Source organism: Pseudomonas sp. FP597, from assembly GCF_030687435.1.
Taxonomy (GTDB): domain Bacteria; phylum Pseudomonadota; class Gammaproteobacteria; order Pseudomonadales; family Pseudomonadaceae; genus Aquipseudomonas; species Aquipseudomonas lactucae.
Map to the genome: position 1 here is coordinate 1,894,013 of NZ_CP117432.1, position 24,250 is coordinate 1,918,262.

The 24,250-nt window shown below is 58.6% G+C and carries 22 protein-coding genes; 10 read left to right on the plus strand and 12 right to left on the minus strand.

Annotated elements, in window-relative coordinates; genetic code table 11:
- Positions 1-5: 5 nt before the first annotated feature.
- The gene (locus PSH66_RS08840) at positions 6-1,043 is read right to left on the minus strand and encodes a patatin-like phospholipase family protein (protein WP_003172684.1); all 1,038 of its coding nucleotides are present in this window, start codon (positions 1,041-1,043) and stop codon (positions 6-8) included.
- A 215-nt stretch (positions 1,044-1,258) separates the two neighbouring features.
- On the opposite strand from PSH66_RS08840, the gene PSH66_RS08845 reads away from it, so the two are divergent.
- From PSH66_RS08845 to PSH66_RS08855, 3 genes are all read left to right on the plus strand, one after another.
- Positions 1,259-1,537 carry a hypothetical protein gene (locus PSH66_RS08845; protein ID WP_003172685.1) on the plus strand — a complete coding sequence of 93 codons (279 nt, stop codon included), beginning with the start codon at positions 1,259-1,261 and terminating at the stop codon, positions 1,535-1,537.
- A 44-nt stretch (positions 1,538-1,581) separates the two neighbouring features.
- On the plus strand, positions 1,582-2,343 hold the full coding sequence (locus tag PSH66_RS08850) for a CHAD domain-containing protein (protein ID WP_305428827.1): 762 nt from the start codon (positions 1,582-1,584) through the stop codon (positions 2,341-2,343).
- Positions 2,344-2,433: 90 nt separating this feature from the next.
- The gene (locus PSH66_RS08855; RefSeq protein ID WP_305428828.1) at positions 2,434-3,231 is read left to right on the plus strand and encodes an acyl-CoA thioesterase II; all 798 of its coding nucleotides are present in this window, start codon (positions 2,434-2,436) and stop codon (positions 3,229-3,231) included.
- Positions 3,232-3,234: 3 nt separating this feature from the next.
- Here PSH66_RS08855 and PSH66_RS08860 read toward each other — a convergent pair whose 3' ends face one another.
- The 6 genes from PSH66_RS08860 to PSH66_RS08885 all read right to left on the minus strand — a co-directional run bounded on the left by PSH66_RS08860 (position 3,235) and on the right by PSH66_RS08885 (position 12,042).
- Complete coding sequence (locus PSH66_RS08860; protein ID WP_305428829.1) at positions 3,235-3,597, minus strand: Mpo1-like protein; 363 nt, start codon at positions 3,595-3,597, stop codon at positions 3,235-3,237.
- A gap of 388 nt (positions 3,598-3,985) precedes the next feature.
- A complete protein-coding gene (locus PSH66_RS08865; RefSeq protein ID WP_305428831.1) occupies positions 3,986-4,297 on the minus strand; it encodes an Imm50 family immunity protein in 312 nt (103 codons plus the stop codon).
- Between the two features lie 49 nt (positions 4,298-4,346).
- Entirely contained in the window at positions 4,347-4,748 is a 402-nt protein-coding gene (locus tag PSH66_RS08870; RefSeq protein WP_078823745.1) for an Imm50 family immunity protein, read from the minus strand.
- The gene (locus tag PSH66_RS08875) at positions 4,732-9,459 is read right to left on the minus strand and encodes an RHS repeat-associated core domain-containing protein (protein WP_305428833.1); all 4,728 of its coding nucleotides are present in this window, start codon (positions 9,457-9,459) and stop codon (positions 4,732-4,734) included. Before PSH66_RS08875 ends, PSH66_RS08870 begins: the two co-directional genes overlap by 17 nt.
- Positions 9,460-9,657: 198 nt before the next feature.
- Positions 9,658-11,139, minus strand: coding sequence for a methyl-accepting chemotaxis protein (locus tag PSH66_RS08880; protein WP_305428835.1), 1,482 nt, complete (start codon positions 11,137-11,139; stop codon positions 9,658-9,660).
- A 96-nt stretch (positions 11,140-11,235) separates the two neighbouring features.
- A complete protein-coding gene (locus PSH66_RS08885; RefSeq protein WP_305428836.1) occupies positions 11,236-12,042 on the minus strand; it encodes a TatD family hydrolase in 807 nt (268 codons plus the stop codon).
- Positions 12,043-12,278: 236 nt separating this feature from the next.
- On the opposite strand from PSH66_RS08885, the gene PSH66_RS08890 reads away from it, so the two are divergent.
- From PSH66_RS08890 to PSH66_RS08900, 3 genes are all read left to right on the plus strand, one after another.
- Positions 12,279-13,700 carry a transglycosylase SLT domain-containing protein gene (locus PSH66_RS08890; protein WP_003172693.1) on the plus strand — a complete coding sequence of 474 codons (1,422 nt, stop codon included), beginning with the start codon at positions 12,279-12,281 and terminating at the stop codon, positions 13,698-13,700.
- 103 nt (positions 13,701-13,803) lie between these two features.
- Positions 13,804-14,238, plus strand: coding sequence for a DoxX family protein (locus tag PSH66_RS08895; protein ID WP_305428837.1), 435 nt, complete (start codon positions 13,804-13,806; stop codon positions 14,236-14,238).
- A gap of 254 nt (positions 14,239-14,492) precedes the next feature.
- Positions 14,493-14,801, plus strand: a complete 309-nt coding sequence (locus PSH66_RS08900; RefSeq protein WP_305428838.1) for a class I SAM-dependent methyltransferase — start codon at positions 14,493-14,495, stop codon at positions 14,799-14,801.
- Positions 14,802-14,819: 18 nt separating this feature from the next.
- Here PSH66_RS08900 and PSH66_RS08905 read toward each other — a convergent pair whose 3' ends face one another.
- From PSH66_RS08905 to PSH66_RS08915, 3 genes are read right to left on the minus strand one after another with little or no spacing between them, the layout of a single operon-like run.
- On the minus strand, positions 14,820-16,565 hold the full coding sequence (locus PSH66_RS08905) for a Gldg family protein (protein ID WP_305428840.1): 1,746 nt from the start codon (positions 16,563-16,565) through the stop codon (positions 14,820-14,822).
- Positions 16,566-16,580: 15 nt separating this feature from the next.
- Positions 16,581-17,306, minus strand: coding sequence for an ABC transporter permease (locus PSH66_RS08910; protein WP_305428842.1), 726 nt, complete (start codon positions 17,304-17,306; stop codon positions 16,581-16,583).
- The gene (locus tag PSH66_RS08915) at positions 17,303-18,229 is read right to left on the minus strand and encodes an ABC transporter ATP-binding protein (RefSeq protein ID WP_305429594.1); all 927 of its coding nucleotides are present in this window, start codon (positions 18,227-18,229) and stop codon (positions 17,303-17,305) included. The genes PSH66_RS08910 and PSH66_RS08915 overlap by 4 nt, the downstream gene beginning before the upstream one ends.
- Before the next feature lie 220 nt (positions 18,230-18,449).
- Here PSH66_RS08915 and PSH66_RS08920 point away from each other — a divergent pair, with 220 nt between their 5' ends.
- Complete coding sequence (locus PSH66_RS08920; protein ID WP_305429595.1) at positions 18,450-19,439, plus strand: hypothetical protein; 990 nt, start codon at positions 18,450-18,452, stop codon at positions 19,437-19,439.
- Between the two features lie 118 nt (positions 19,440-19,557).
- Positions 19,558-20,031: a transcription elongation factor GreB gene (greB, locus tag PSH66_RS08925; protein WP_003172701.1), complete on the plus strand. Its 474-nt coding sequence runs from the start codon at positions 19,558-19,560 to the stop codon at positions 20,029-20,031.
- A 45-nt stretch (positions 20,032-20,076) separates the two neighbouring features.
- Here greB and PSH66_RS08930 read toward each other — a convergent pair whose 3' ends face one another.
- Positions 20,077-22,587, minus strand: a complete 2,511-nt coding sequence (locus PSH66_RS08930; RefSeq protein WP_305428844.1) for an ABC transporter permease — start codon at positions 22,585-22,587, stop codon at positions 20,077-20,079.
- Positions 22,587-23,270, minus strand: a complete 684-nt coding sequence (locus PSH66_RS08935; RefSeq protein ID WP_078732218.1) for an ABC transporter ATP-binding protein — start codon at positions 23,268-23,270, stop codon at positions 22,587-22,589. The genes PSH66_RS08930 and PSH66_RS08935 overlap by 1 nt, the downstream gene beginning before the upstream one ends.
- 10 nt (positions 23,271-23,280) lie before the next feature.
- Between PSH66_RS08935 and PSH66_RS08940 the strand changes: the two genes are divergently transcribed.
- On the plus strand, positions 23,281-23,886 hold the full coding sequence (locus tag PSH66_RS08940) for an arylesterase (protein WP_003172704.1): 606 nt from the start codon (positions 23,281-23,283) through the stop codon (positions 23,884-23,886).
- Between the two features lie 58 nt (positions 23,887-23,944).
- The gene (locus PSH66_RS08945) at positions 23,945-24,238 is read left to right on the plus strand and encodes a hypothetical protein (RefSeq protein ID WP_003172705.1); all 294 of its coding nucleotides are present in this window, start codon (positions 23,945-23,947) and stop codon (positions 24,236-24,238) included.
- The last annotated feature ends 12 nt before the right edge of the window (positions 24,239-24,250 follow it).

A 24,250-nucleotide genomic window follows, 5' to 3' on the forward strand; every position in this document is an offset into this window, starting at 1 on the left:
ATCTTTCAACGCTGCTCACTCTCATACCGATCCAACGTATCACTGGCAATCTCGCGTCCCAGGGCGATCAATTCCGGCGCCTTGTAGAACTCGAAGAACCGGCACACCCGCTTCGGTACGTTGATCAACACATCCGGCGGATAACCGGCGATCTTGTACTGGGCCAACGACGTTTGCATCACCTCGAAACTCTGGTTGATCAGGTCCAGCAGCGACGCCGGCCCCACGTTATCGATGATGAACGACCCGGTGGCCGACTTCGGCGCGCCGGGTTTTTCCGGCGCGGCGGCGGGTTGCTGGGATTCGGGTTCGGCCGACTCCAGCCACGGATTGATCTCCGCCGCCTGGGCCTGCAAGGCCTCCTGTTCGAGTTTCATCAACTGCTCGGCCTGCTTGCGGCGAAACGGCAGATGCGAGCCGAGTGACTTCGCCAGGCTGTTGAAGCGGCTCTTGAACGCGGGCGGGCGCTGGATCACCGGCAAATGGTAATGCTTCTGGTTGGTGGCGTTGAGATTGACCGCGATGATCAGGTCGCAGTGGCTCGACACCACCGGCACGATCGGCAACGGGTTGAGCAGGCCGCCATCCACCAGCATGCGGTTGCCTTGCATCACCGGGGTGAACAGACTGGGAATCGCCGCCGAAGCGCGCATGGCCTGATGCAGGCAGCCTTCCTGGAACCAGATTTCCTGCTGGTTGGTGAGGTCGGTGGCCACGGCGGTGTAGGGGATGCGCAGCTCTTCGATATTGATCTCGCCGACGATCTTGCGGATTTGCCCGAAGACTTTCTCGCCGCGAATCGCGCCCAGGCGAAAACTCACGTCCACCAGGCGCAGCACATCGAGGTAGTCGAGGCTTTCAATCCAGTTGCGGTACTCGTCCAGCTTGCCGGCGGCGTAGATCCCGCCGACCACGGCTCCCATGGAGCAGCCGGCGATACAGGCGATGTCGTAGCCGCGTCGTTCGATCTCTTCGATCACTCCGATATGGGCGTAGCCCCGGGCCCCGCCGGAGCCCAGCACCAAGGCAACACGTTTCTTCATGGTCCATGTCCTTTATCGGCAGACGCCCACAATGCACCTATTGAGGGGGCGTCTTCAATCTTCGCCCAGCTGTGCAATATTTTTCCAGAAAAACGACGAGGCTCGGGTATGCTCTGGCAATAGGTACTACCGATTTCAGGCTAAGGACAAGGCACTTTTTGTTGTAGGTAACGTCTACACGCTACGACTGTTTTTCTATTTTTGAGGTGTCATCGATGAAAGCCTGGATGTGTGTGCCTGTGATCATGCTGGCCTTGGCCGGTTGTGCCGGGAAAACTGCCTACCGCGACAGCTGCGGCTCGCAATTGGACGCTGCCTGGAAAGAACTCGACTTGGCCAAGGCTGAAGGGTTTGCCGGCACCGTCAGTTACTCCAAGGCCTTATCTCTATTGACGGGCGCCAAGACCCAGCAGCAGTTTGAAGCCTTTGAAGGTTGCTCCAACAAGGCTGAGAAGGCGCGGTTCTATATCCGTGAATCGCGCGCCGGACGTTGAAGCGTAGCAGCGAGTAGGATTTTTCATCGGAAAGTGAGGGCAGAATGTCAGCGTTGGTCGATCAGTTAGTCGCTCAGGTCATTGGCCTGGAAGTAGGGTTACTGAGCTGCCAGGCTCGCCTTGCTGCCGTCACCGACGATGAAGCGTTGCATGATCTGCGCACCACGGTGCGGCGCCTGCGCAGCCTGTTACGGCCCTTGCGTGGGTTGCCGGGCGTCGAACAGCTTGAAATGGCCGCCCGCGCGGTCGGCCAATTGACCACGCCGCTGCGCGATCGCGAAGTGTTGGCGGCCTATCTGCACCAGCATGGTCATTACGCGGCGGCGGATCGGCGCTTGCGCTTGCAACCCGATGCTTATCGCCAAGTGGCGAAAAGTGCTGAAGTGGCGCAGTTGCTGCTTATTCTGGATGCCTTCCCGCGTTTCATCCGCGCATCCCAACATCAAAAACTCCTCAAGGGCCTGCGTTCGCGCATCGAGAAACGTCTGGCCAAGCAATGGCAGGCACTCGATGCGGCCCTCAAGGACCCCGAGCATGATCGCCATCGCCTGCGCTTGCTGATCAAGCGCGTGCGCTACGCCGCCGAGGCCTATCCCGGGTTGGACAGGTTGCCCGCCGACGCCATGTCGCACCTGAAGAAAGCCCAGGCCGCCCTGGGCGATTGGCACGACTGCTGGCAGTGGCTGGCCCAGGCTCAACATCAAGCGGATCTGCAGCCCTGTGTGGCGGTATGGCATAAAACCATGGCCAAAGCGGAAGGGCAGGCGGATCGCGTGTTGGATAAACTCAGCGCCGATTGTTTCTAAGTCGGTCCGGCTTTTGGCCGGAATGAGCGCTGTGCCTCTCCCGCTCGGTCGTTAAGATCCCCTCTCTGTAATTTTTGACGTGAGGTCGCCATGCGCTTCAGTGATTTGCTCGACGCCGTCCGTAGTAACCCGTTGGACGTCACCATTCCCGCTGAATGGGGCCAAGGTCGCGCGACTTTTGGTGGTTTGGTCGCCGCGTTACAGTACGAAGCCCTGCGCGCCCAGGTGCCGGCGGATCGCCCACTGCGCTCGCTGGCCATCACGTTTGTGGGGCCGGTGGCGGCTGATGTACCGGCCAGTTATCACGTGGAAGTGTTGCGCGAAGGCAAGGCCGTCAGCCAATTGCTCGGTCGCGTGGTGCAAGATGGTGAAACGGCGACGCTGGTACAGGCCAGTTTCGGTGCGTCTCGCGAATCGGAAATCGATGTGGTCAGCGAAGCGCCGCCGGTGTTCAAGCACTGGGACCAGTGCCAGGAACTGCCTTATATCAAGGGCGTCACCCCCGAATTCATGCGGCATTTGGCGATGCGCTGGAGTGTCGGCGGCCTACCGTTCACGGGCACCCAATCCCGCGACATGGGCGGCTGGGTTCGCCTGCGCGGGGACGTAAAGGAAGAACCGCTGACCGAAGCGCATATCCTCGCCCTGGTCGACGCCTGGCCTCCGGCCTTGCTCCCGCACCTTAAGAAACCCGCGCCAGGCAGCACGCTGACCTGGACCATCGAATTCATCCAGCCGCTACAAGATCTGACCACCCTCGATTGGTGCCAGTACTACGTCAATATCGAACACGCCCGCGATGGCTACGGCCATGCCGCCGCCGCGCTGTGGAGCCCGACCGGCGAGTTGATCGCCCTCAGTCGCCAGACCGTGGTGGTCTTCGCCTGAACCTCAGTGCCGATGGCGCTGCCGCCAGGCGCGCCACCAGCCACCGCTCGCCACAAAGCGCGGGAACGTCACGAACTGCTCGACCACCAGACGCTGCACCGCATCCTTACGATCACTGAATGGCTCACTGGCCTCGGCTTCCAGGCTATGACCGTGACGCTGCAACGCCAGGCCGGCCAGGATACCGACGATGCCTACGGCAAAACTGGCCACACTCAGGCTGAATACGCCCGACACGATCAGCAGAAAACCGACGATGAACAGCGGCACGGCAATCAGGTGTAACGCCAGGTTGGTCGGGTGCTGGTGGTTCTGGGGGTAGTTACGCCATTGCCAGGCGGGGAGATTGGGGTGACGTTTGCCCATGATGGTGAATCCTCTGTCCGTTGAAACAACTTGGAAGGAGTTTAGGTGGGAGAGGGTGATGCGGCGAATTGGGGTTGGCTATGGGGGCTATAGGCAGCAATTTATGGCAAACCGCCTTTATCCCTAAGTAACACGTTTATAATTGATCATTCATAAGTGCTTACTTTGGATCTTGTTTGATTAAGGATTTTTGGCGTTGATGTCTAAAATTTTGAATATTTCGTCTGTTTTAAGATGGCTCGTTCGTTTGGTGTCCTTTCCGGTGTGTATTTACTGAGTTGTGAATATGTTGATTACTTAAAGTAGTAGTCGTCAGGTCCATTGATGTACACACTAGGGCCGCTAAGTGAAATGAAATTAGCTTTAAAGTTTATAGATGCGCTGTTACTTATGGCTTCAAATGTAAAATAATTACTGTCTTTTTGGTTTTTACAATAAATACTTCGTGCGCAGGAATATTTCGAATTTGCAACTCTTTGATTTCATTGCATGTTATGCCTATTCTACATGTGTTGAATCCTTTGTTTTTCCATTTTTCTGGTAGGTTGTCTGGAAATTCGAGTATATCGAAACCCATGCCAATACAAGGTTGATCATTTTCTATTCTTAAAGAAAAAAGAGCTACTTTTCCAATTTCGATAGGTGTGCTGAAGATTTTGCTGAAAAATATACTTCCGTCCAATTCATTCCAGTGTTTCATTTTTTCATTCCTGGCGTATCCCTATTTTTTGTTACTGTGTTCTGTTGTTTTAGAAGTCTTCATCTTTGCCTCTGATGTAAAGGTTAGGGTCGCAAATTGAGATGCTCTGAGCCTTGAACTCGATTAAAGAGCTTTTGTTGGTGGCTTGGAAGTAGAGCTGATCATTTTCCTTTGTTATTCTTAAAATAAAAGTGTCTCGGATGGGTATGTTTAGTATTTTTAGGTCGCTAATGCCATAGCAGTCAATGCCAAGTCTGCAAACGTTGTAACCTTTGTTTTTCCATTTTTCCGGTAGGACGTCTGGGAATTCAGGTATGTCGAACCCAATACCCAAATTCGGCCGATCATTGTCTATTTGCAAAGAAAACAGCGTAATTTCTCCTATCTTGACAGGCTGGGTAAAGATTTTTTCAAAGAATATATTTTTGTCTAGTTCATTCCAGTGTTTCATGTTTCCTCCTGAAAAAGTAGTGTGCTTCTGCACCGATGACTTTACCGTTGCGAGGTTGTTCAATAGGTCGTAAATTAAAATGTGTTACTTGATCTCCAAGCCCGTCCGGTCTTCCGTATTTATGCCCGGCAGAGTGATCTTGAATAAGAACTTGTGAGCCATCTTCTCTTGTAAATTGATATACCCTCGTCTCAATAGGGTGACCGGTAGTACTCAGTATTTTTTTATCATTCAGGTCGGTCATGTTCTCTTTTTTGTACTGTGTCGTCCGCCCGGTTTTCGGGTGGGTCATCACGTCTGGGCTCTGATTCATCGGTATATGGGCATCTCTTTTAGCTTGCCTGAAAGCCCCCTTGCGAGAAACATTAGGAATATCCGGTTGAGTTGGCGTGGCGCAAGCGGGATCTTTTCTTTTTGACCCGGGGCAATCTGCGCTGAGCCCCAAAGGATCCACCCACCCCGTAGGGTTGGGCACATACTGGTAGGCGTTGACCCCACCTGCCAGCTTCACGGGATCAGGCGTCAGGTAACGACCAATATCCGGATTGTAGTAGCGATGGCGGTTGTAGTGCAGTCCGCTTTCTTGGTCGAAGTATTGGCCCTGGAAGCGCAGCGGGTTGTCGATTTTGCTTTTATCTAGACGATTGATTTGACCGTAGGCGCGGTAGTGGGCGGACCAGACGATTTCGCCGTCTGGAGCGGTGAGTTCTTGGGGCGTGCCGAGGTGGTCGAGTTGGTAGTGGTAGGGTTTTGTTTCCTGTGGACCAAAGCCTTCCAGCAGCACCAACGGCCTAAAACTATTGGGTTCGTAGAGATAGCTGCGATGACGATCCGCATGGTGTTCGGCGATGAGTTTGTCGCCCTGCCAAAAGAACTCGGTGGTGATGCCGTCCACGGTTTTGCTGATGCGCCGCCCAAACGGGTCATAACGGTAGCTGGCGGTTTGGCCGTTGGGCTGGGTGAGGCCAATCAACCGGTGCTGGCAGTCGTAGCGGTACTCGGTAACGAGTTGATGCCCTTTGCCACGCCGTTCGCGGATCAGGTTGCCGAAGGCGTCGTAGTCGTAGTGTCGGTCGCCCTGAATCATCAGGCGGTTGCCGGCCACGATGTCGGGTCCGGGGCGGTCTTGCATCAGCAGGTTGCCGGCGGGGGTATGGGCGAAGCGTTCCTGCAGGTCTTGCGAGTGGTTGGCGTGGGTGAGGCGGTTGAGCGGGTCGTAGCGGTAGTGGTGTTCGCCTTTGCGGGTGTCGTTGAGGCGGGTGAGGTTGCCGGATGGGTCGTAGTCGTAGTGGCGTTGGTAGAAGTAATTTTCCTGTTGCGTGACGGTGTGGGCGTGCAGGCGGTGCTGGTCGTCGTAGTGGTAGTGGCTGAGGAGTTGGCCTTGTTGGCGTTGGTGCTCCTGGCCGGCTTTGAAGAGGTGCGAGGTCAGCGTTTCGCCATTCAACTCAACTGTCGCCAAATGACCACCTTTGGCGTGGTTGAACACCAGTCGGTTGTTGTCTGGCAGGCGCAGGTGTTGCAACTGACCGCAGGCGTCGTAGCCATAGCGCAAGGTGCCCCAGCCTTGATGTTCGGCGGTGAGGCGGTTTTGAGTGTCGTATTCGTAGGCCAGCGCCCAGTGGCCGTCGTCGACGCTGAGGAGGTTGCCTTGGCGGTCGTAGGCGTAATCGACCTTGTTGCCGTCGGGGAGGGTTTTTCTTACAAGGCGTCCGGCATAGTCGCGCTGGTAAACGGTAACTAGCTGACGACCGTCATCACCGTGTTCGGTTTTTTCCTGCAGGTTGCCGTTGAGGTCGTAGGTATATGACGTGCGTTGACCGTCGAAGCCGATCTCCTGCTGGATCAGGCCGTTGGTGTGGTAATCCAGCCGGTAGGTTTCGCCGATTTCGTTTTCGATGTCGGTCAGCAGCAGTCGAGCGTTGTCGTAGCGGTACTTGACCTGAGTACCGTCAGCATTGATGCGGCGGCTGATCAGGTGCAGGCCATCGGCGTATTCGTAGCGGGTGATGTGGCCGAGTTCGTCGCGTTCGGCGGTGATTTTTCCGTAGGGGTTGTAGCTGTATTCTCGCGTTGCACCGCCTGGCAGCACGATGCGAATCAACCGGCCGACGCTGTCCCATTGGTATTGGGTCAGCGCGTCCTGTTCATCCTCGCGGGCAATCTGGCGGCCCAGATCGTCGTAGCGATAGCGACGCACGCCGCTATTGGGCAGTTGCTCCTCAATGAGCTGACCGCGTTCATTCCACACCAGGCGATGACAGCTGTGATCCGGATACCAAACTCCCGTCAGTTGGCCGTATTTGTTGTAGCTGTAGTCTGTGGAAGTACCGTCAGGGTCGGTCTTGCGAATGACATCGCCTTGGTCATTGCGCTCGTACTTCCAGACGGCCTCCCCACGCCGCACAACCCGTACGAAACCATTGTCATGCTCGTAGGACGTCGGTTCATCATCCCCCGGAAATAACGCCACCAAGCGTCCGGCATCGTCGTACTGATACGCCGTCACCGCGCCCAGCGGATCCTGCTCGACCGTCAGCCGGCCTTTCGCGTCGTAGGATTTAAAATGCTGGGCGCCGTCCGGATCAACACGCTGCACCAACCGTGCGCGGTCATCGTGGACATACACTTCCTGACTGCCGTCGGCGTTATGCACGACAACACGGCCGTCATCACCCCAGACATACCGCGTATCCATCTGCGAAAAACTGGTCCAGTGCCGAACACAGCGCGCCGCCTTACCGGAGCGTTCCCATTCCCAAAAGAAACTCGCGCCACCGGCCAGTCCACGCTCCAGAATGACGTGCTGCTCGTCGTACCGATAAACCTCGCTTTCGCCTACCGCATTGGTCGCGCAAACGAGTCGTCCCACGTCGTCATAGGCGTAGGAAACAACGCTCTGCTCCGTCACCCATTCGTAAGGCTCATACCCCTTGGCCCGCTGAACCTGGTAATCCACCGCCACGATGCGGCCCAGCTCATAACGCAAACACAACGAACGGCCGACACCGTTATCGAGCCGCTCAATGCGCCCCATAAAATCCCGGGCAATCCGCAGCCGGTTGTCATACGCATCACTGATCGAGACCAGCACACCGTCGCGAAAGTGATAAAACCGCGACGCCTGGGCCAGCACCAGCTCATCCGGCGAAGACCCCAAATAGATCGCCGCTTCAGCCAGGCTATTGGTGATCGCCGGTCGCGCCTCAGTCGGCAGCGGAAACTCAGTCGAACGGTTTTCATGGTCGGTCCACACCACCGAATCGCCCGAAACAGAAAGCCGCTGCGCCAGCGAATGGCTCCAACCAAACCCGAGCCCAACATCCACTTCGACCGCACTGGTGCGATACAGCCGCGTCCACTCAAACGGCAAAATCCCATCCAACGTGCCGTCGGTGAGCGTGAGCAACTCCTCCCCGGTCACCATCGACACCGGGCACCCATTGGTGACGGTCTTATCCGAAGCCGTCGCCGCATCCCCGTTCGGGTTTTTCCCCGAAACAGGCACATCATCGACATGCTCCTGCCGAACCAACACCGTCCGCTGAGACTTGCTACGAACCGCCGGCACTGCGTTGGAAATCAGCTGATCCCCAACCTTCAACGGTGCAACTGGCACAGCCTTGATCGGGGTCGCCGCACTGCCCAGCAGCAATGGTTTAGCCGCTTCTGCATGCATCTCCAGCTTGGGTCCCACCAACTGGTCGGCGAGCATTTCCAGCCATTTGCGTGCCCGTCCGGATTTGATGTGCCCCAACACCTGAACGCCGAGGCGAATCTGCACGCCCATGCCTCGAGTCGCCCAGATCAGGAACAGATTGATCAATACCTCGCCGGTGATTTCACCGAGCACTTCGTACATCTCAGGCGGCGGCAGCAGGCGTATCCAACTGACCATCGCCGAGAGATAGATGAACAGCAGCGGCTCGTCGCTGAGCACCAACAGACCGTTTGCGATGGCGTCTTTGCCCAGTTTCAGCAGTTCTTCCAGTTCCGCCTGGGAGATGTACGCCAACAACTTGTCGCTGTTGGCCTTGAGATCCGATAGCAGCTCATACAACTGTGTGACGTTGTCCCACAGGTTGTAGAGCGCCTGAGCCAAACCGCTGGCAAACGCCACGCCCTGCATCGCACTGCGTTCCCAGGATGTGGCGTTGGCAAAATCGTCCCATTGGGGTTTGAAGGTCTTCGCCCATTCATCACGCAGGCCAGCCTCCAGCCCCGCGATCACCGACTGATAAGACGCATACAGCGCCTTGACGTGGTCCTTGGAAACGTTGGGATAAAAGGTGATCTGGTATTTCTGGTCGCGGGTACACTCCTGGATTTCAAGAATGCCGCTGGAGTCGATGGTTCGATGAATCGGCGTCCCTACAGGGCTGCCATTGGAAGCAATCGCTTGCAGCATCACCGGCGTATTGCCGATAGGCACGAAACGGGTGCTTTCAAACAAATGCACCAGAGTCAGCGAACCCTGGGCGTCACACTTGGCGACGACAGCGCTGGGTTTTGTGGACGAAACGGGCGCAACTAACGCAACGTCTTCGCCGACTTTGAAGACCTGCTCCACCTCAAGCGCCGAGCCACTCCAGAAGCTTTCGGCCCAGTCGTCAAAGGTGTTGAGACACGCCCGAAAATCACGCAAGACGCCTTCAACGTCCGGCGCCTTGGCATTCATGGGAGACAGGACGAACTTGCCCATGACCGGAATCAAGAGGCGGCCCCACTGAACAGGGCATTAATGGATGGGTGCATCGGCGGTCCCTCGCGCTGAATGATCAGGCGAGAGACTTTGCAGAGGTTCGTCGGGTAAAGAAGTCGGCGCTATTCGCCAGGACTGTTAGGAGGTTTCGCCAAAACTTCAGGTAAACGGAAGGTCGATCGTAGGAGTCGGATTACAGGTTAAGCAGTCCTACAGTTTCAACTGGCCAATCGCCTTGCTCAACTCCCCAGCCAGGGTGGCCAGCTCCTTGCTGGTGGTCGCCGAGTCCACGGTTTGCTGCACCGTGTTTTCGGTCACATCGCGGATGCTCACCACTGCGCGGTTCATCTCTTCGGCCACGTGGCTTTGCTGTTCGGCGGCGACGGCGATCTGGGTATTGCTCTCGCGCATCTGTGCCACTGCGCCGGTTATTTCGGCGAGTGCGGCACCGGCTTCCTGGGCCTGCTGCACGCAGTCGTCGGCCTTGAACGAGCTTTCCTGCATGAAGTCCACGGCGTCGCGGGTGCCGGCTTGCAGCGCCGAGACCATGCGGGTGATTTCGTCGGTGGAGCTTTGCACGCGCTTGGCGAGGTTGCGCACTTCGTCGGCGACCACGGCAAAGCCACGGCCCATTTCCCCGGCGCGGGCGGCCTCGATGGCGGCGTTGAGGGCGAGCAGGTTGGTCTGTTCGGCGATGCTGTGGATCACACTGACCACGCCGTTGATTTTCTGGCTGTCTTCGGCCAGTTTCTGGATCATTTCGGCGGTCTGTTGCACGCCGCTGGACAGACCCGCAATGGAGTGTTGCACGCGGGTCACCACGATTTGGCCGCTGCCGGCTAGGGTGTCGGCAGTCTGGGATAAATCCCGGGTGGCGCCGGCGTGCTGGGCGATGTGGTGGACGGTGGTGGTCATCTCGTTGATGGCGGTGGCAGCCTGGTCGGTTTCGCTTTGCTGGCCGAGCATGCCGTGTTGCACCTCGTTCATGCTGCTGGCCAGGCGCGCGGCGCCTTCGTCCAGTTGCCGCGCGGTGCGTGCCACCGTGTTGACCACGCGTTGGTAGCCGGCCTGCATGGCATTGAACGCAGTCGCCATCTGGCCGACTTCATCCTTGCACGCCAAGGGCACGCGGGCCGACAGGTCGCCGGTTTTCTCCACGTGCAGCATCACGTCCTTGAGGGTGTTGAGCTGGCTGAGCAGGAAGCGAATCAGCAACTGCGAAGCGCCGAGCATGGCGAGCATCAGGATCAGCACTGCCACCGCATAGTTGGCGAAGCGCTCACCGAACACCTGGCTCATGCTGGGGGCGAAAGCCAGCACGGCGATGTATTGCCCGTCCGGGCGGGCGATTACATCGGCACCCATCAGCGGGGTTTCGCCGAACAGCGGCATATGGTTGAGTTCGATCCAGCCTGTGGCTGTGCCCAAGGCTGACAGATCTTGATCACCTAGCTGTGGGACTTGGCCGCGCGCAAACGTCAGCCACTGTTCACCTTTGGGCAGCGGCTTGTCGACCGGCCATGCATTCAGCAGCCGCCCCTGGGCCTGCGCGGAGGCCTGGGATGCGGTGCTGCGCGCCTGCTGTTCGAGCTGCACGGCGTAGAGCACCAGCAGCAGGGTGGTGATGAAGGCGACCGCATTCACGGCCCAGAATTTGTACTTCAGCGAGATATTGCTAAGCCAGGCACCCATGGAAGGTTTTCTCTGATAGCGGAAACAGCATTGGCAAGGTGCCATTATTGTGCCGCTACTGAGAAAACCGGTTTTGACATGGGTCAATGCGCCGCATCAATCCAGGGCAGGCAGCCCAAAAAATGCGCGGGAGCAGGCGGTGCTGTGTTGGGCCAGGTCTTCTTGACTTTCATTGCGGTGCAGTGCGACTTCGCGCAGTACTTCGGGCAAATACGCGGGTTCGTTGCGACCGTTTTTCGGTTTGGGTCGCAGGGTCCGCGGCAGCAGGTAGGGCGCGTCGCTTTCAAGCATCAGACGACCTCGGGGAATTTCTCTGACAAGCGGGTGCAGGTGCGTCCCACGGCGTTCATCGCAGATCCAACCGGTGATGCCGATGTGCAGGTCGAGGTCGAGGTAGCCGAACAGCGCCTGCTGTTCACCGGTAAAGCAATGCACCACCGCCGCAGTGAGGTGGTCGCGGTAATCTTTGAGGATCTCCAACAGGCGCTGATTGGCGTCGCGCTCGTGCAGGAACACTGGCAGTTTCAGTTCGACGGCTAATGCCAGGTGCTGTTCCAGGACTTTTTCCTGCTGCGGGCGTGGGGAAAAGTCCCGGTTGAAATCCAGCCCGCACTCGCCCACCGCCCGTACGCGGTTGTTGCTGAGCACATTGCGCAAACGTTGGGCGCTGTCGCCGTTCCAGTCGCTGGCGGAGTGGGGGTGGATGCCGGCGGTGCTGAACAGTCGGTGGCCGCTTTCATCGAGCTTTACGCACAGCTCCAGTGCCTGTTCGCTGCCGTCGACGCTGGTACCGGTGAGCACCAATTGCTGTACGCCGGCGGCGTAGGCGCGGTCGAGAACGGCGTGGTGCTTGTCGTCGAAACTGGGGTTGGTCAGGTTGACGCCGATATCAATGAGTTGCATGGTGCTATCTCCGCCTGCGGCCGGAAAGCATATCAGAGCTGTAGATTTATAAGAAAATCGAAGAACTACAACGAGTTATAGCTGTCTTTGAACGTCGCGACCGACATTGTGGCTGGCCCAACGCCTTGCCCCTGGTCACGGTTGCCCGCAAAGCCTGCGCATAAAGCGCTCTGTTTCTGACCCCCAACGCCGCGTTTTTCGCGAGGGCGTTGGCCAGTTTTCTTTCCGGAGAGCGGATGATCCGACCCTCGGCGTTGCTTATGTTGTGCCTGACATTACTGCTGCCTATGGCGGCGGTCGCGCGTCTGGACGGGCCGCTGGAAGTGACCAAGCCTGGCAAGGTCCGCGACCTGGCAGAGATCCGCGCCAGTCGCACCCTGCGGGTATTGGTCAACCAGAGCCGTAACAGTTCCGGTGAAGTGCAAGGCCAGGCCATCGGTGTCGAGTACCATCGCCTGCGCGCTTTCGAGCAATACCTTAATGCCCGCGCCCGAGATGGCCAGGAAATCAACCTCAAGATCATTCCAAAGGCCAAGGATCAGTTGCTGGGCGCCCTGGCCCGTGGCGAAGGTGATGTGGTCGCGCCCGGCGAATTACTGGATGTGAACGCCGCTCACAGGATCGCTACCAGTGACCCGATTGCCAGCGATGTGCCGCTGTGGCTGGTCGGCGTGAAAGGCGAACGACGGTTCACCAAACTGGAGCAACTGTCAGGGCGCACGCTGGCGCTGACCACTGGCAGTGCCGCCGCGGATGCGGTCAGCCAGGTCAATCAGAAGTTGGCACTGCACAAACAGCCGCCGATCAAGGTGGAATGGGTCGATCCGACGCTCGCGGTCGAAGATGTGCTGGAGATGGTCCAGGCCGGGATTTTTCATCTGACCATTGTAGAAAAGCCGATTGCCGAACGCTGGTCGAAGGTCCTGCCCAAGTTGCGCTTCGACAAACAGGTGGTGATCAATGAACCGGGCGACGAGTACTGGTTTGTGCGCCAGGATGCCTCGATGCTGCGCGCCAGTATTGATCGATTTCTCAAGACCTATCACACGCCGTCCGACCAGGACGTGGCGTTCCAGCGCATCTACCGCCGCCTCTACCAAGTGCGTAATCCTCTGGCGCGCGCCGACCGCCAGCGTCTGGAAAAACTGCGTCCGGTATTGCAGAAACACGCCCGCGAGCAGGGCATGGATTGGCTTAACCTGGCGGCATTGGCCTTCAAGGAATCGGCGCTCGATCCAGGCGCGCGCAACAGCGGCGGCCCCACCGGCCTGATGCAGATCACACCCTCGGCGGCGCAGCGGGTGGGCGTCAACAATATCGAGAATCTCGACAGTAACGTTCAAGCGGGGGCGCGTTATCTGGCGATGATCCGTCGCAAGTTTTTCGCCAGCCCCAAACTCAACGAACGCGAGCGCATGGCGTTTGTGCTGGCGGCGTACAACATGGGGCCCGAGCGCGTGCAGGGCATGCGCACCGAGGCCAAGCGCCGAGGGCTCAACCCCAACCAGTGGTTCTTCCAGGTTGAACGCATTGCCATGGAGCAGGTAGGGATGGGCGGCGTCAGCTATGTTAATAGCGTCAATAAGTACTATTTGGCGTTTGATCGGGAACGAGAGTCGCTGGAACCGCCGGCACCTAAAGTGGTATCACGTAAATAATCGATTATATTGATATTAATTAGGCATTTTTTCGGCTTTTATCATTTCTTAAACTGATTAATATAGCGGCCAACCAACCCCTACCTTGAAAAGGATTTGCACCATGAGCCCATTGATCAAAAGCATTCTGTCCACCCGTGCCGGCTACGGCTTGACCATCCTGCGCATCGTGGTCGGGGTCATTTTCGCTGCCCACGGCTCACAAAAACTCTTCGGCTGGTTTGGCGGCTACGGCCTGGTAGGTACCGCTCAGTGGATGGAGAGCATCGGCCTGGCGCCGGGCACCCTGATGGCGCTGTTGTCGGGCGGCACGGAGTTCTTCGCCGGTTTGGCGCTGATTATCGGTTTGCTGGTACGCCCTGCGGCATTGGGCCTGACCATCCTGTCGGTCGTGGCGATCTTGTCGGTGCATATCCACAACGGTCTGTTCATGGCCAACAATGGTTATGAGTTCGCTCTGGCCCTGCTCGGCGGCTCGCTGGCGGTGCTGCTCGAAGGTGCGGGCAAACTGTCTGCCGACCGTGCCATCGCCCATTAAGGGCACTGTAGTAACCGAAAAGGCCCGCACCCTGGTGTGGGCCTTTTCGTTGCTCTGGATTCTTGACACCGCCCCACCGGCTTCTCTACGATGCCGCTCATGCGCCGATTTAAACAGCTAATTGCGGGGCGCCACCGGGACTCATTGAAGCCCGACAGAAGCCGGGTCCAGACCCGCTTTGAAATTCCGCTAAAGCGCTGGTTCGGTGTTGCCTCTCACCTGCCCGCAGACTTTTGAGGCAGAGACACGACACGATGAATGCACCACGCCCCCTCATACGCCTGGCCCCGATCACCGCGGACCTCACTCAACGCAATCCAAAAATCCTCCTGGGCGGCAAGCACCAGCCGACGCTATTGCGTTACCTGGACGGTTGGCCACGGCGTACCGGACGACCTTCGGCGTTTCTGATCCAGTTTGTCGAAGACGGCGATTCCCTGGCCCGCTTTGCCAGCAACAGCTTTGACCTCGCGGTTATCCAGGCGCCCAGTGTCGGCGATGCGGAAGAAGTGATCCGCCAACTGACGCGCATTGCACGTCAGGGCTTGATCGCTCGTCGTTGATTGCCTTTGGTGGGGCGTTCAGTGAAACACCGTGCCGGCTCGTGAGTAACGACGATGCTGGCGCAGGTAAATGCCCCAGGCGATCAGGCATAACATCAGCGGTATTGTGAAGATCAGCAGCAGTTTTATCGCCAGTTCCAGGCGATGTACCTGGGCGTACGCTTCAACTTTCAAGGCATGCAGCTCGATGGGCAGGCGCAGGCGCTCCTTGTTGAGCGCTTGCAGCTGTGAGCTGGTATCTACCGTCTGGCTCACCACGCCGAGCGTCGACGGGCTCAGCAATTGCCATTCCTGCTCCGTTTGTTGCAGGCGCCGCTCCAGTTCGGCTGCTTCGTCACGATAGGCCCGCGCGGCGTTGTCGCGCATCTCGCTGAGTCTGTTCGGCAACTTCCGCGTCGGTGTACGCGGCCGGACGCTGGCGAGCGCATCGGGGGCGGTCAGGTTGTCCAGGGTGTTGAGGATAAACAGCATGTTGCCGTCGGGCGCTGAGTCGGCGACTTGATCGGTCAGCATGTCGGTGTCCGCGACCACCACCACCTGAATCTGCGTCGCTTTTTGCAACCCGCCCGGCTGACCCTTGATGCCGTCGGGAAAGATCGAATGAGCCGGCCCCTCGATACGGGCCGCGATCACATGGGGTTGCGCTTGCGTGGACGATGCATCGATCAGTGAGCCGAACTCGGTTGCCGAAGCAAAGCGGTCCGTGTCCAGCAATACCGATTGCCTGGAGCTTTGCAGGAGCGGGGTGAGGTGGGTACGACTGTTTTTGACGGGCAATAGGGCGCCGCTGCTCGACAGCGTTACCCGGTTCAGCTTCCAACTGCTGATGTCGTGGGGGGTCATCGCGTCCCGGGGCAGGTTCAAGCGGGCCGGATGGAGTATCCCGGGTTTTCCCGGCTCCGGCGTTACCGAGGACGCGTAGAGGGGGTCGACAAGCAACTTGTCTTGCGGCATCTGCATGCCCCAGGCCGCCAGCAGTTCGTCCAACCTGGCATTGGCCGGCGTGGCGTTTGGGCCTTGCCCGCTGACGGGGTCGATAAACATCATCAACCTTCCGCCCCTCAATACAAATTGTTCAATCCCATACAACGTTTGCTCAGGCAGCGCACGTGGTTGCACGACGATCAGCGTCTGGACGTGTTCGGGCACACGTCCGGTGGCCACCCCCAGATTGACCAGCGTGAAGTGAGGTTGCAGTGTCTTCAGCAGCCCGCTGGCGGACTCGTCCATCGCCAAACCTGACAGCAGCCCCACAACCCTGGGCTTCGGGTGCTGCAGTTTATGAATCAGGTGGCTGATTTCATATTCGAGCAGCGGTTCCCGGTCGAGGCTGAAAGCTTCAATGCGTTGTGCGCCCAGACCTGCGCGGGTACCGATCAAACCGAGGAAGCCCGCCTGATGGTCGAGGCCATAGAGCTGGGCCTTATAGGCATCTTCCGAAAACGGTGCAGGGTCGATAATGTGCAGGTTGAGCATGCCCTTCGCTGCCTTTTCGTATTCGCCAAGCAGGTCTTCGATGTGCTTGCCGTAGCGTCTCAGGGCATGGCTTCTGTTGGGGGCGTCGCTCGCGTTGAAATAGTACAGGTCCACAGGATGTTCCAATGACGCAAGTAACTGGCGTGCTGGAGGCGAGGGGGTATGGGTTTGCTGTTGGGAGACATCCCAGCGGATATCGGGAAGTTTGCCTAGCCAAACCAGATTGAATGCCAGAAACAGTAACAACAGGACAGCGAGTGTCATGCCGGTGCGCAGAGTGGAACGCATGGAGGGCTTTCCTTCTCAGCGGTTTTTGTAATTAAGAGTGACTGTTGTTGCGGTGAGAAAGGCGAGGATAATGCTGATGAAGTAAGCACTGTCGTGAAGCGTTAGTTTGCCACTGTCGAGCATGCTGAAGCGTGAGTGGGGATTAAGCGTGGCCAAACTATCAACGATCCAGATCGGTGCCTGATGCTCAAGAGCGTCTACCACCGAAGATAGGCCGGAGGCTATCAATAACAAGCTTGATGTCAATATGAACACCACCGTACGCTGGCGTATAAATGTGCAAATAAAACAACCGACAGACAAATAGCTTCCCGACAGAAGCCAACTTGCCAGCAATTGCGAGGCGATGACGCTGTTATCCGCAGTGCCGACGAAGTTGGCAAAAATGACCAGTGGAAACGTTAATATCAGGGCCCAACCCGCCACCACCCAAGCGGCCAGAAACTTGCCGATCGCAAGTTCAGCCCCGGTGACGGGGAGTGATTTCATCAGGTCACGAAAACCGACATGGGATTCGTCCGACCAAAGCTGCGTCGCCAGGGCAGGCATCAGCAGCAGATAGAGCCAGGGGTGTAACTGGAAGAACAGGCGCAAATCGTGGATGTCCTGCTCCAGCCATCGGCTGGCGTACAGCCCCAGGGCCATGGTCAGGGCTAGAAATATGGCGACACTTACGTAGGTGGCAGGTGACCCGGCATAGCAAGCGAGCTGGCGCTTGAAGATGGTGGACAGCAGTCTCAAGGAAGAACCTCCTGGCTCAAGTGCCGAACCACATCGTTCACGCGACCGGGCTCCAGGCTCAATGTGTTGATTTTCCAACCGCGGTTGGCGATGAGTGAATAGACGTGTGAGTAGATAGCGTGCCCCGGCATGGCAAGTACGGTCACCGTGCCAGGGGTGTGTCGATGCTCTTCGATGCCGGCGACCCCCGGCAGTACGGCAAGGGCCAGCAGGTCCAGCGGCGCATCGGCGGTGAGCGTGACTGCCTGGAAATGGCGGGAGTCACGCTGTAGGTCGGGCAGAGGGGCATCGGCGACCAGGCGTCCGCCTGCGATAACCAGCGCCCGCGTGCAGAGCGCTGACAATTCATCGCTATTGCGGGAGGCGATGATCACCAGCATGTCTTGGGTCAGGGACTGAATGAGTTGCCTGAACGGGTGCTTTTGATCAGGCGCGAGCCCCTCGGTCGGCTCGTCCAGTAACAACAAGGCGGGGTTATGCACAATGGCCTGCGCAATCGCGACTCTGCGCTTCAGACCGGTGCAGAGGGCGTCGAGGGGCGCGTTGAGAACCGGTAGCAGCTCCAGGCGGGTGGCGGCGTGTTCCACGCGGGTGCGTTTTTCTGCACCGTTGAACCCGCGAAGGGCGGCGATGTAATAAAGGAATTCCCTTACATACATCGTCGGATGAGTGAGTATGCGGTCAAGTTGATAACCGACCAGACTTTTGGCTTTAAGAGTCTGGGCTTGAGTGTTGAAGCCCTGAATAGTGATATGCCCACTGGAGGGTGTTATCGAGGCCGATATCAGATCCAGCAAGGTGGTCTTGGCTTTACCGTCCTCTCCAAAGAGTCCCAGGCATTCCTGTTGTTTGGCGCTGAATGAAAAACCGCTGATTATATTTTTCTTGTCCAGGTGTTTTGTGAGATTGCTTATTTCGATCATTTTTTTACCGAATAAGTTTGGCAGGACAGAGAGGGCTGAGGTTGAAAGGGTACGGTTAATGATCATGTTTGGGAACGACGATCACTACTTATAAGACAAGTCCTACGTGCGTTCCCGGTGAGTCACTGAAACAATTGGTGTGTGTTTTGAATGCCTGAATGCTGAATGTTTAATTGATGTTTATATAAACTTCCATCCTTTTAATAAGGTCATGATTGACATGATGCTGCTACGTACTCTTGTTCTTGAGCGCAACGGTCAGGATGCGCCGGTCAACGGCGCTCTGCTCTGCGGGTTTGCCGTCGGTCAGATAGCCTCCAATTTTCTGGTTTATAGCTTGGACGAGGAGGTTGAACCGGGGAGCTCCAGGGTCTATATCGCGGCCTTGCGCAAAAAACTCGAACGCTATTTTCTGAGCGGGATTGAATCCAAGGAAGACCTGCAGATTGCCATGCACGTGTTCAAGCAAATCCTGATGCTGGCCAGCACGTCGGGCGCCAAGGCGGGCGGTGTCACCGAAACCCAGGTGCCTTACTATTTTGTCGATCTCAAAGGCTGCAAGTTGCCGCCTGCCAGGCCCGAAGACCATCACTCGGTCAACATCAAGAAGGCGCTGGTGATGAAAGTGATCACATTGGGAATATCCGCCCCTACGCTGCCTGCGATCGAAAGTACGTCGTTGATCGTGCCGTCCATTCGGTTTTCATCGCAAATGATCTCGCCACCCAGAAGTGCGAGCCCCGCTGAACCTGACCGGCAACCTGAACACGAACAATCGCTTGAAGAAAGCCTGCAGACTGCGGTTGAAACACCGTTGGTCCGGGTGTCGGTCGCGCCTGCTGATGTGCAGGAGCCTGGCCTGCCATCGAAGCCTCAACTACCGGCGCCGACCGAGCACGATGCCTTGCCCGAAGTGGACAGTACGTTGACCAACCTGGCGCGCGTCGCCCAGGAACTGACGCAACAAAAACATGCGGTACTTGAACGTGAGGCCACGCTGGAGCAGTGGCAGGTTCGGCTACAGCACGAGCAGAACCAGATGGATGACAAGGCGCGAGCCTTGGAGCAGCGCTGTGCGCAGTTGCATGATCAAACGCAGGCATTCAACCAGAAGGCCGATGCGTTGAACCTGATGAAGTCGCAATTGGCGCAGTTGCGCCAGAATCTGCAAGGGATGCTGCACGCGCTGGATCAGGTGCTGGAGGGGTGAAGCTGAACGGGTCTGGCTACTTTCCCGGGTTCATTTATCATCAACGTCAGCCCGTCGGTGCCAGGACTCGGAACCTGGCGTATCGTCATCACTGCACATTGCCTGGGGATGCAAGCGTTTGAGTACCAAGCTGATAACCAAAGAAGGTCATGAGGCGCTGAAAAAAGAGCTGGATTACCTGTGGCGCGAAAAGCGTCCAGACACCACGCGCAAAGTAACTTGGGCGGCTTCGCTTGGGGATCGCAGCGAAAACGCCGACTACCAATACAACAAAAAGCTGCTGCGCGAAATCGACCGTCGCGTGCGCTACCTGCGCAAGCGCCTGGAAGACATGCGCGTTGTGGAGTACATGCCCGAACAGGAAGGCAAGGTGTTCTTCGGTGCCTGGGTGGATATCGAAAACGAGAAAGGCGAAACCAAGCGTTTTCGCATCGTTGGCTACGACGAGATTTATGATCGAATGGACTACATCTCCATCGACTCACCCATGGCCCGCGCGCTGTTACGCAAGGAGGTCGACGATGAAGCCATCGTGCAGACCCCCAATGGCGAAGTGTGTTGGTGGATCACCGGTATCGAGTACGTAAAGTAGGCGACCGTGGCTCGCACGCGGTGAGGCATGCCTGCCATCGGTCGATCAGCCTTCGCGCAGAACGGTCAGTGGGCTGGCGTTCAGCGCGCGACGCGTACCGAATACTCCGGCGCCCCCGATCAACACTGCGCCTATGACCGGCAGCAGTAACAGCCACGGGTGCGGTTGCCAGGCCAGGTCGAAGGCATAGCGGTACAGCACCCAGGTCACCAGTTCGGTGCCCAGCGCCGCCAACAGCCCGCTGACGGCTCCCAGCAAGCCGAATTCGATGCGTCGGGCCTTGACCAGCAACCTACGTTCAGCACCCAGTGCACGCAGCAGCGCACCCTGGCGGATACGTTCATCCAGGGTGGCCTGAAGGCCGGAGAACAGCACCGCCATCCCCGCCGCGAGCACAAACAACAGCACGTACTCCACTGCCAGGGTCACTTGGGCGAGGATGCTGCGCAACTGCTCCAGCAGGGCTTCGACCTGCAGGATGGTCACGGCCGGGAACGCCCGTGACAGATCGACGATCTGCGAGTCATGGCCCGGAGCCAGGTAGAAGCTGGTCAGGTACGTGGCTGGCAGGTCCTTCAAGGTGCCCGGCTGGAAAATCATGAAGAAGTTGGGTTGGAAGTTATCCCAATTGATGGTGCGAAGGCTGGTCACCCGCGCTTCGCGATTTTCCCCGGCGATAGTGAATACCAGGTGATCGTTGAGCTTGAGCTTGAGGCTTTCGGCAACCTTGGCTTCTACCGAGACGCCGGGGATGCCATCGCCGGGTTGCTGCGACCACCACGAACCCGCGGTGAGCACATTGCCCGGTGGCAGGTCGGCGGCCCAGGTCAGACTCAAGTCGCGCTGCACCGCGCGGTCACCGCTGGAGTCCTTGCTGACAATCTCCTGCACCGGCGCGCCATTGATGCTGATCAGTCGGCCCGGTACCACCGGGTACAACGGCGCCGATTGTGCCTGTACTTCCAGCAGGCGCGCACCAAAGGCGTCCTTGTCGGCCGGCAGGATGTTCAGCGCGAAATAGTTGGGGGCGTCCTTGGGCAGCTGGTTTTGCCAGGTGTCCAGCAATTCGCCACGCAGCAGGGCGATCAAGCCCATGGACAACAGGATCAAGCCGAACGCCAGGGATTGGCCGGCCGCCGCCAGTGGATGGCGCAACAACTGGCCCAGGCCCAGGCGCCAGGGCAGGGCGGCCCGGGCCAGCAAGCGTCGCAGACTCTGCAGCAACAGCAGCAGCAAGCCACCCAGGACCAGGGCCGCCACGACGCCACCGCCCAACAGGGCGAAGGTCAGCACCAGGTCGAGGCTCAGGCGCCACATGATCAGGCCCAGGGCGAACAGGGCTGCGCCGTAGACCATCCAGGTGCTGGAAGGAATGGGCAGCAGATCGCGACGCAACACCCGCAGCGGCGGTACGCGGCCCAGCGCAGCCAACGGCGGCAGGGCGAAGCCGGCGAGGGCGACCAGCCCGGTGCCGATTCCGGCAACGGCGGGTAACAGTCCGCCGGGCGGCACGTCGGCCGGTAGCAGGTCGTGCAGGAAGTAGAACAGACCAAACTGCGCCAGCCAGCCGAGCACAGCGCCGGCCAGGCTCGCCAGCAAGCCCAGGACCGTCAGTTGCAGGCTGAACAACAGCATGGCTTCGCGTCGCGACAACCCCAGGCAGCGCAACAGCGCACTGGCATCGAAACGTCGGGTCGCAAAGCGGTTGGCCGACAAGGCCACGGCCACACCGGCCAGTAACACGGCCACCAGGCTCGCCATGTTCAGGTAGCGCTCGGCCTTGCCCAGGGCCCCGCCGATCTGCTGGTTGCCGTCCCGTGAGTCTTGCAGGCGCTGGTTAGCGGCCAGGCCCGGTTTGATCAAGTCGCGATAAGTCTGCAACGCGGTACTGCCTTGTGGGCCACGCCACAGCTCGCGGTAACTGACGCGGCTGCCGGGCTGGACCACGCCGGTGGCGTCAAGGTCCGCCAGGTTGATCATGACCCGGGGCGTGAGGCTGTAGAAGTTGCCGGCGCGGTCCGGCTCATAGGTGAGCACGCGGGCCAGGCGCAGGGTCTTCATGCCCACATCGATGCTGTCGCCGACTTTGAGGTCCAGCGCTGTCAACAGGCGCGCTTCCACCCACGCTTCACCGGGTTTCGGTTCGCCGCCCGGGGTTTGCTCGGCGAAGGGCGCGTCGGCGCTTTTGAGTTCGCCGCGCAGCGGGTATTGCTCGCTGACCGCTTTGACACTGGAGAGCTGGATGCCGTTGTCGGTGGCGATGACGCTGGAGAATTCCACCACGCGGGCATGGTCCAGGCCCAGTTCGGTGCCGGAGCGGATTTGCTCCGGGCGGGCCGGCGAGCTGCCTTCGAGCACCAGGTCGGCACCCAGGAATTCGGTGGCGCGCAACAGCATGGCGCCGTTGAGACGCGCACCGAAGTAGCCGATGGCGGTACTGGCGGCCACAGCCACCAACAAGGCAAAGAACAACACGCGCAATTCGCCGGCGCGGGCATCGCGCAGTAATTGGCGCATGGCCAGGCTGAACAGGCGCAACAGCGGCAAACGTGCCATCAAGGCTCCAGGGGGGCGACCATCAGGCCGGCTTCAAGACGGATCAGGCGCCGGCAACGGTGGGCCAGGCGCTCGTCATGGGTGACCAGCACCAGCGTCGTGCCGTTCTCTTTATTGAGTTCGAACAGCAAGTCACTGATGCGCTCGCCGGTATGGCTGTCGAGGTTGCCGGTGGGTTCGTCGGCAAACAGCACGTCCGGCTCGGCGGCAAAGGCGCGGGCAATCGCCACGCGTTGCTGTTCGCCACCAGAGAGTTGGCGCGGCGAGTGGGTCAGGCGTTGGCCCAGGCCTACGCGCTCCAGCAGGTGTCTGGCGCGCTCGCGGGCATCTTTGCGGCCGTCCAGTTCCAGCGGCAGCATCACATTTTCCAGTGCATTGAGGCTGTCGAGCAGTTGGAACGACTGGAACACGAAGCCTACGTGTTCGGCGCGGATGCGCGCCCGTTGGTCTTCGTCGAGACTGCTGAGCGCCTGGCCGGCGAGGGTGACTTCGCCGCTGCTGGGCAGGTCGAGGCCGGCCAGCAGGCCCAGGAGGGTGGATTTGCCGGAGCCGGAGCTGCCGACGATAGCCAGGCTGTCGCCCTTGTTCAGTTCCAGGCTCAGTTCGTGCAGGATAGTCAGTTCACCTTCCGCGCTGGGAACCACTTTGCTGAGGTTTCGCGCGGTGAGAATGCTTGCGCCCATGGAGAGTCCGATGCGAATGTGGTTTTTGAGTGCTGGCCTGGCCTTGTTGTGCGTGGCCCAGAGCGCAGCGGCGGGTACGATCCTGATCGTCGGCGATAGTATCAGTGCCGGTTTCGGCCTGGATACCCGCAAAGGATGGGTTGCATTGCTGGAGCAACGCCTCAAGAAGGAAGGTTTCGACGATAAAGTGGTCAACGCCTCCATCAGTGGCGATACCAGTGCCGGAGGCCTCGCGCGGCTGCCGGCGGCGCTTGCGGAGCATAAGCCGGACGTGGTGGTTATCGAGCTTGGGGGCAATGATGGCTTGCGCGGGCAGCCGCCGGCGCAATTGCAACAAAATCTTGCGTCGATGATTGATCAGTCCAGGGCCGGCGGCGCCAAGGTACTGTTGTTGGGGATGCAGTTACCACCTAATTACGGTCCGCGATACACCAAGGCCTTTGCCGAAGTCTTTGGCACATTGGCCAAGGAAAAAGACATTCCGCTGGTACCGTTTTTCCTTGAAGGTATAGGCGGCCATCCGGAGTTGATGCAGGCTGACCAACTGCACCCGGCGGTCGCCGCCCAGGGCAAGTTGCTGGAAAATGTCTGGCCGGCGCTGAAACCGCTGTTATGACGCTTTTCTACCGGCAGGCTTTCGGCTAAGGTGGCGCCCCCCCGATCTGGAGCCCCCGATGTCGCGTCCTGCCTGGTCCCTGTTTAATTACCAACTGATCGAACCGGACGAGCAGCTGGATCTGTTCGCCTGCCAGGAAGTGCGGGTACATCTGGTCACGCGTCAATTGGAGCTGGGGGGCTCTATCGATCGCACGCTGTGCGGCACTTTATTGCCGGCGCAACCACGCTGGTCGCTGGTCGATCGATCGATTTTTCAGGATCAGCGCCTGTGCCCCTTATGCCGGGCCATTCTTGAGTCCCAGAAGCGTGGCACGCCGCCGATCTGGCCGGAGTTGCGTTTCGAACTCTAGGTGCTCTACACG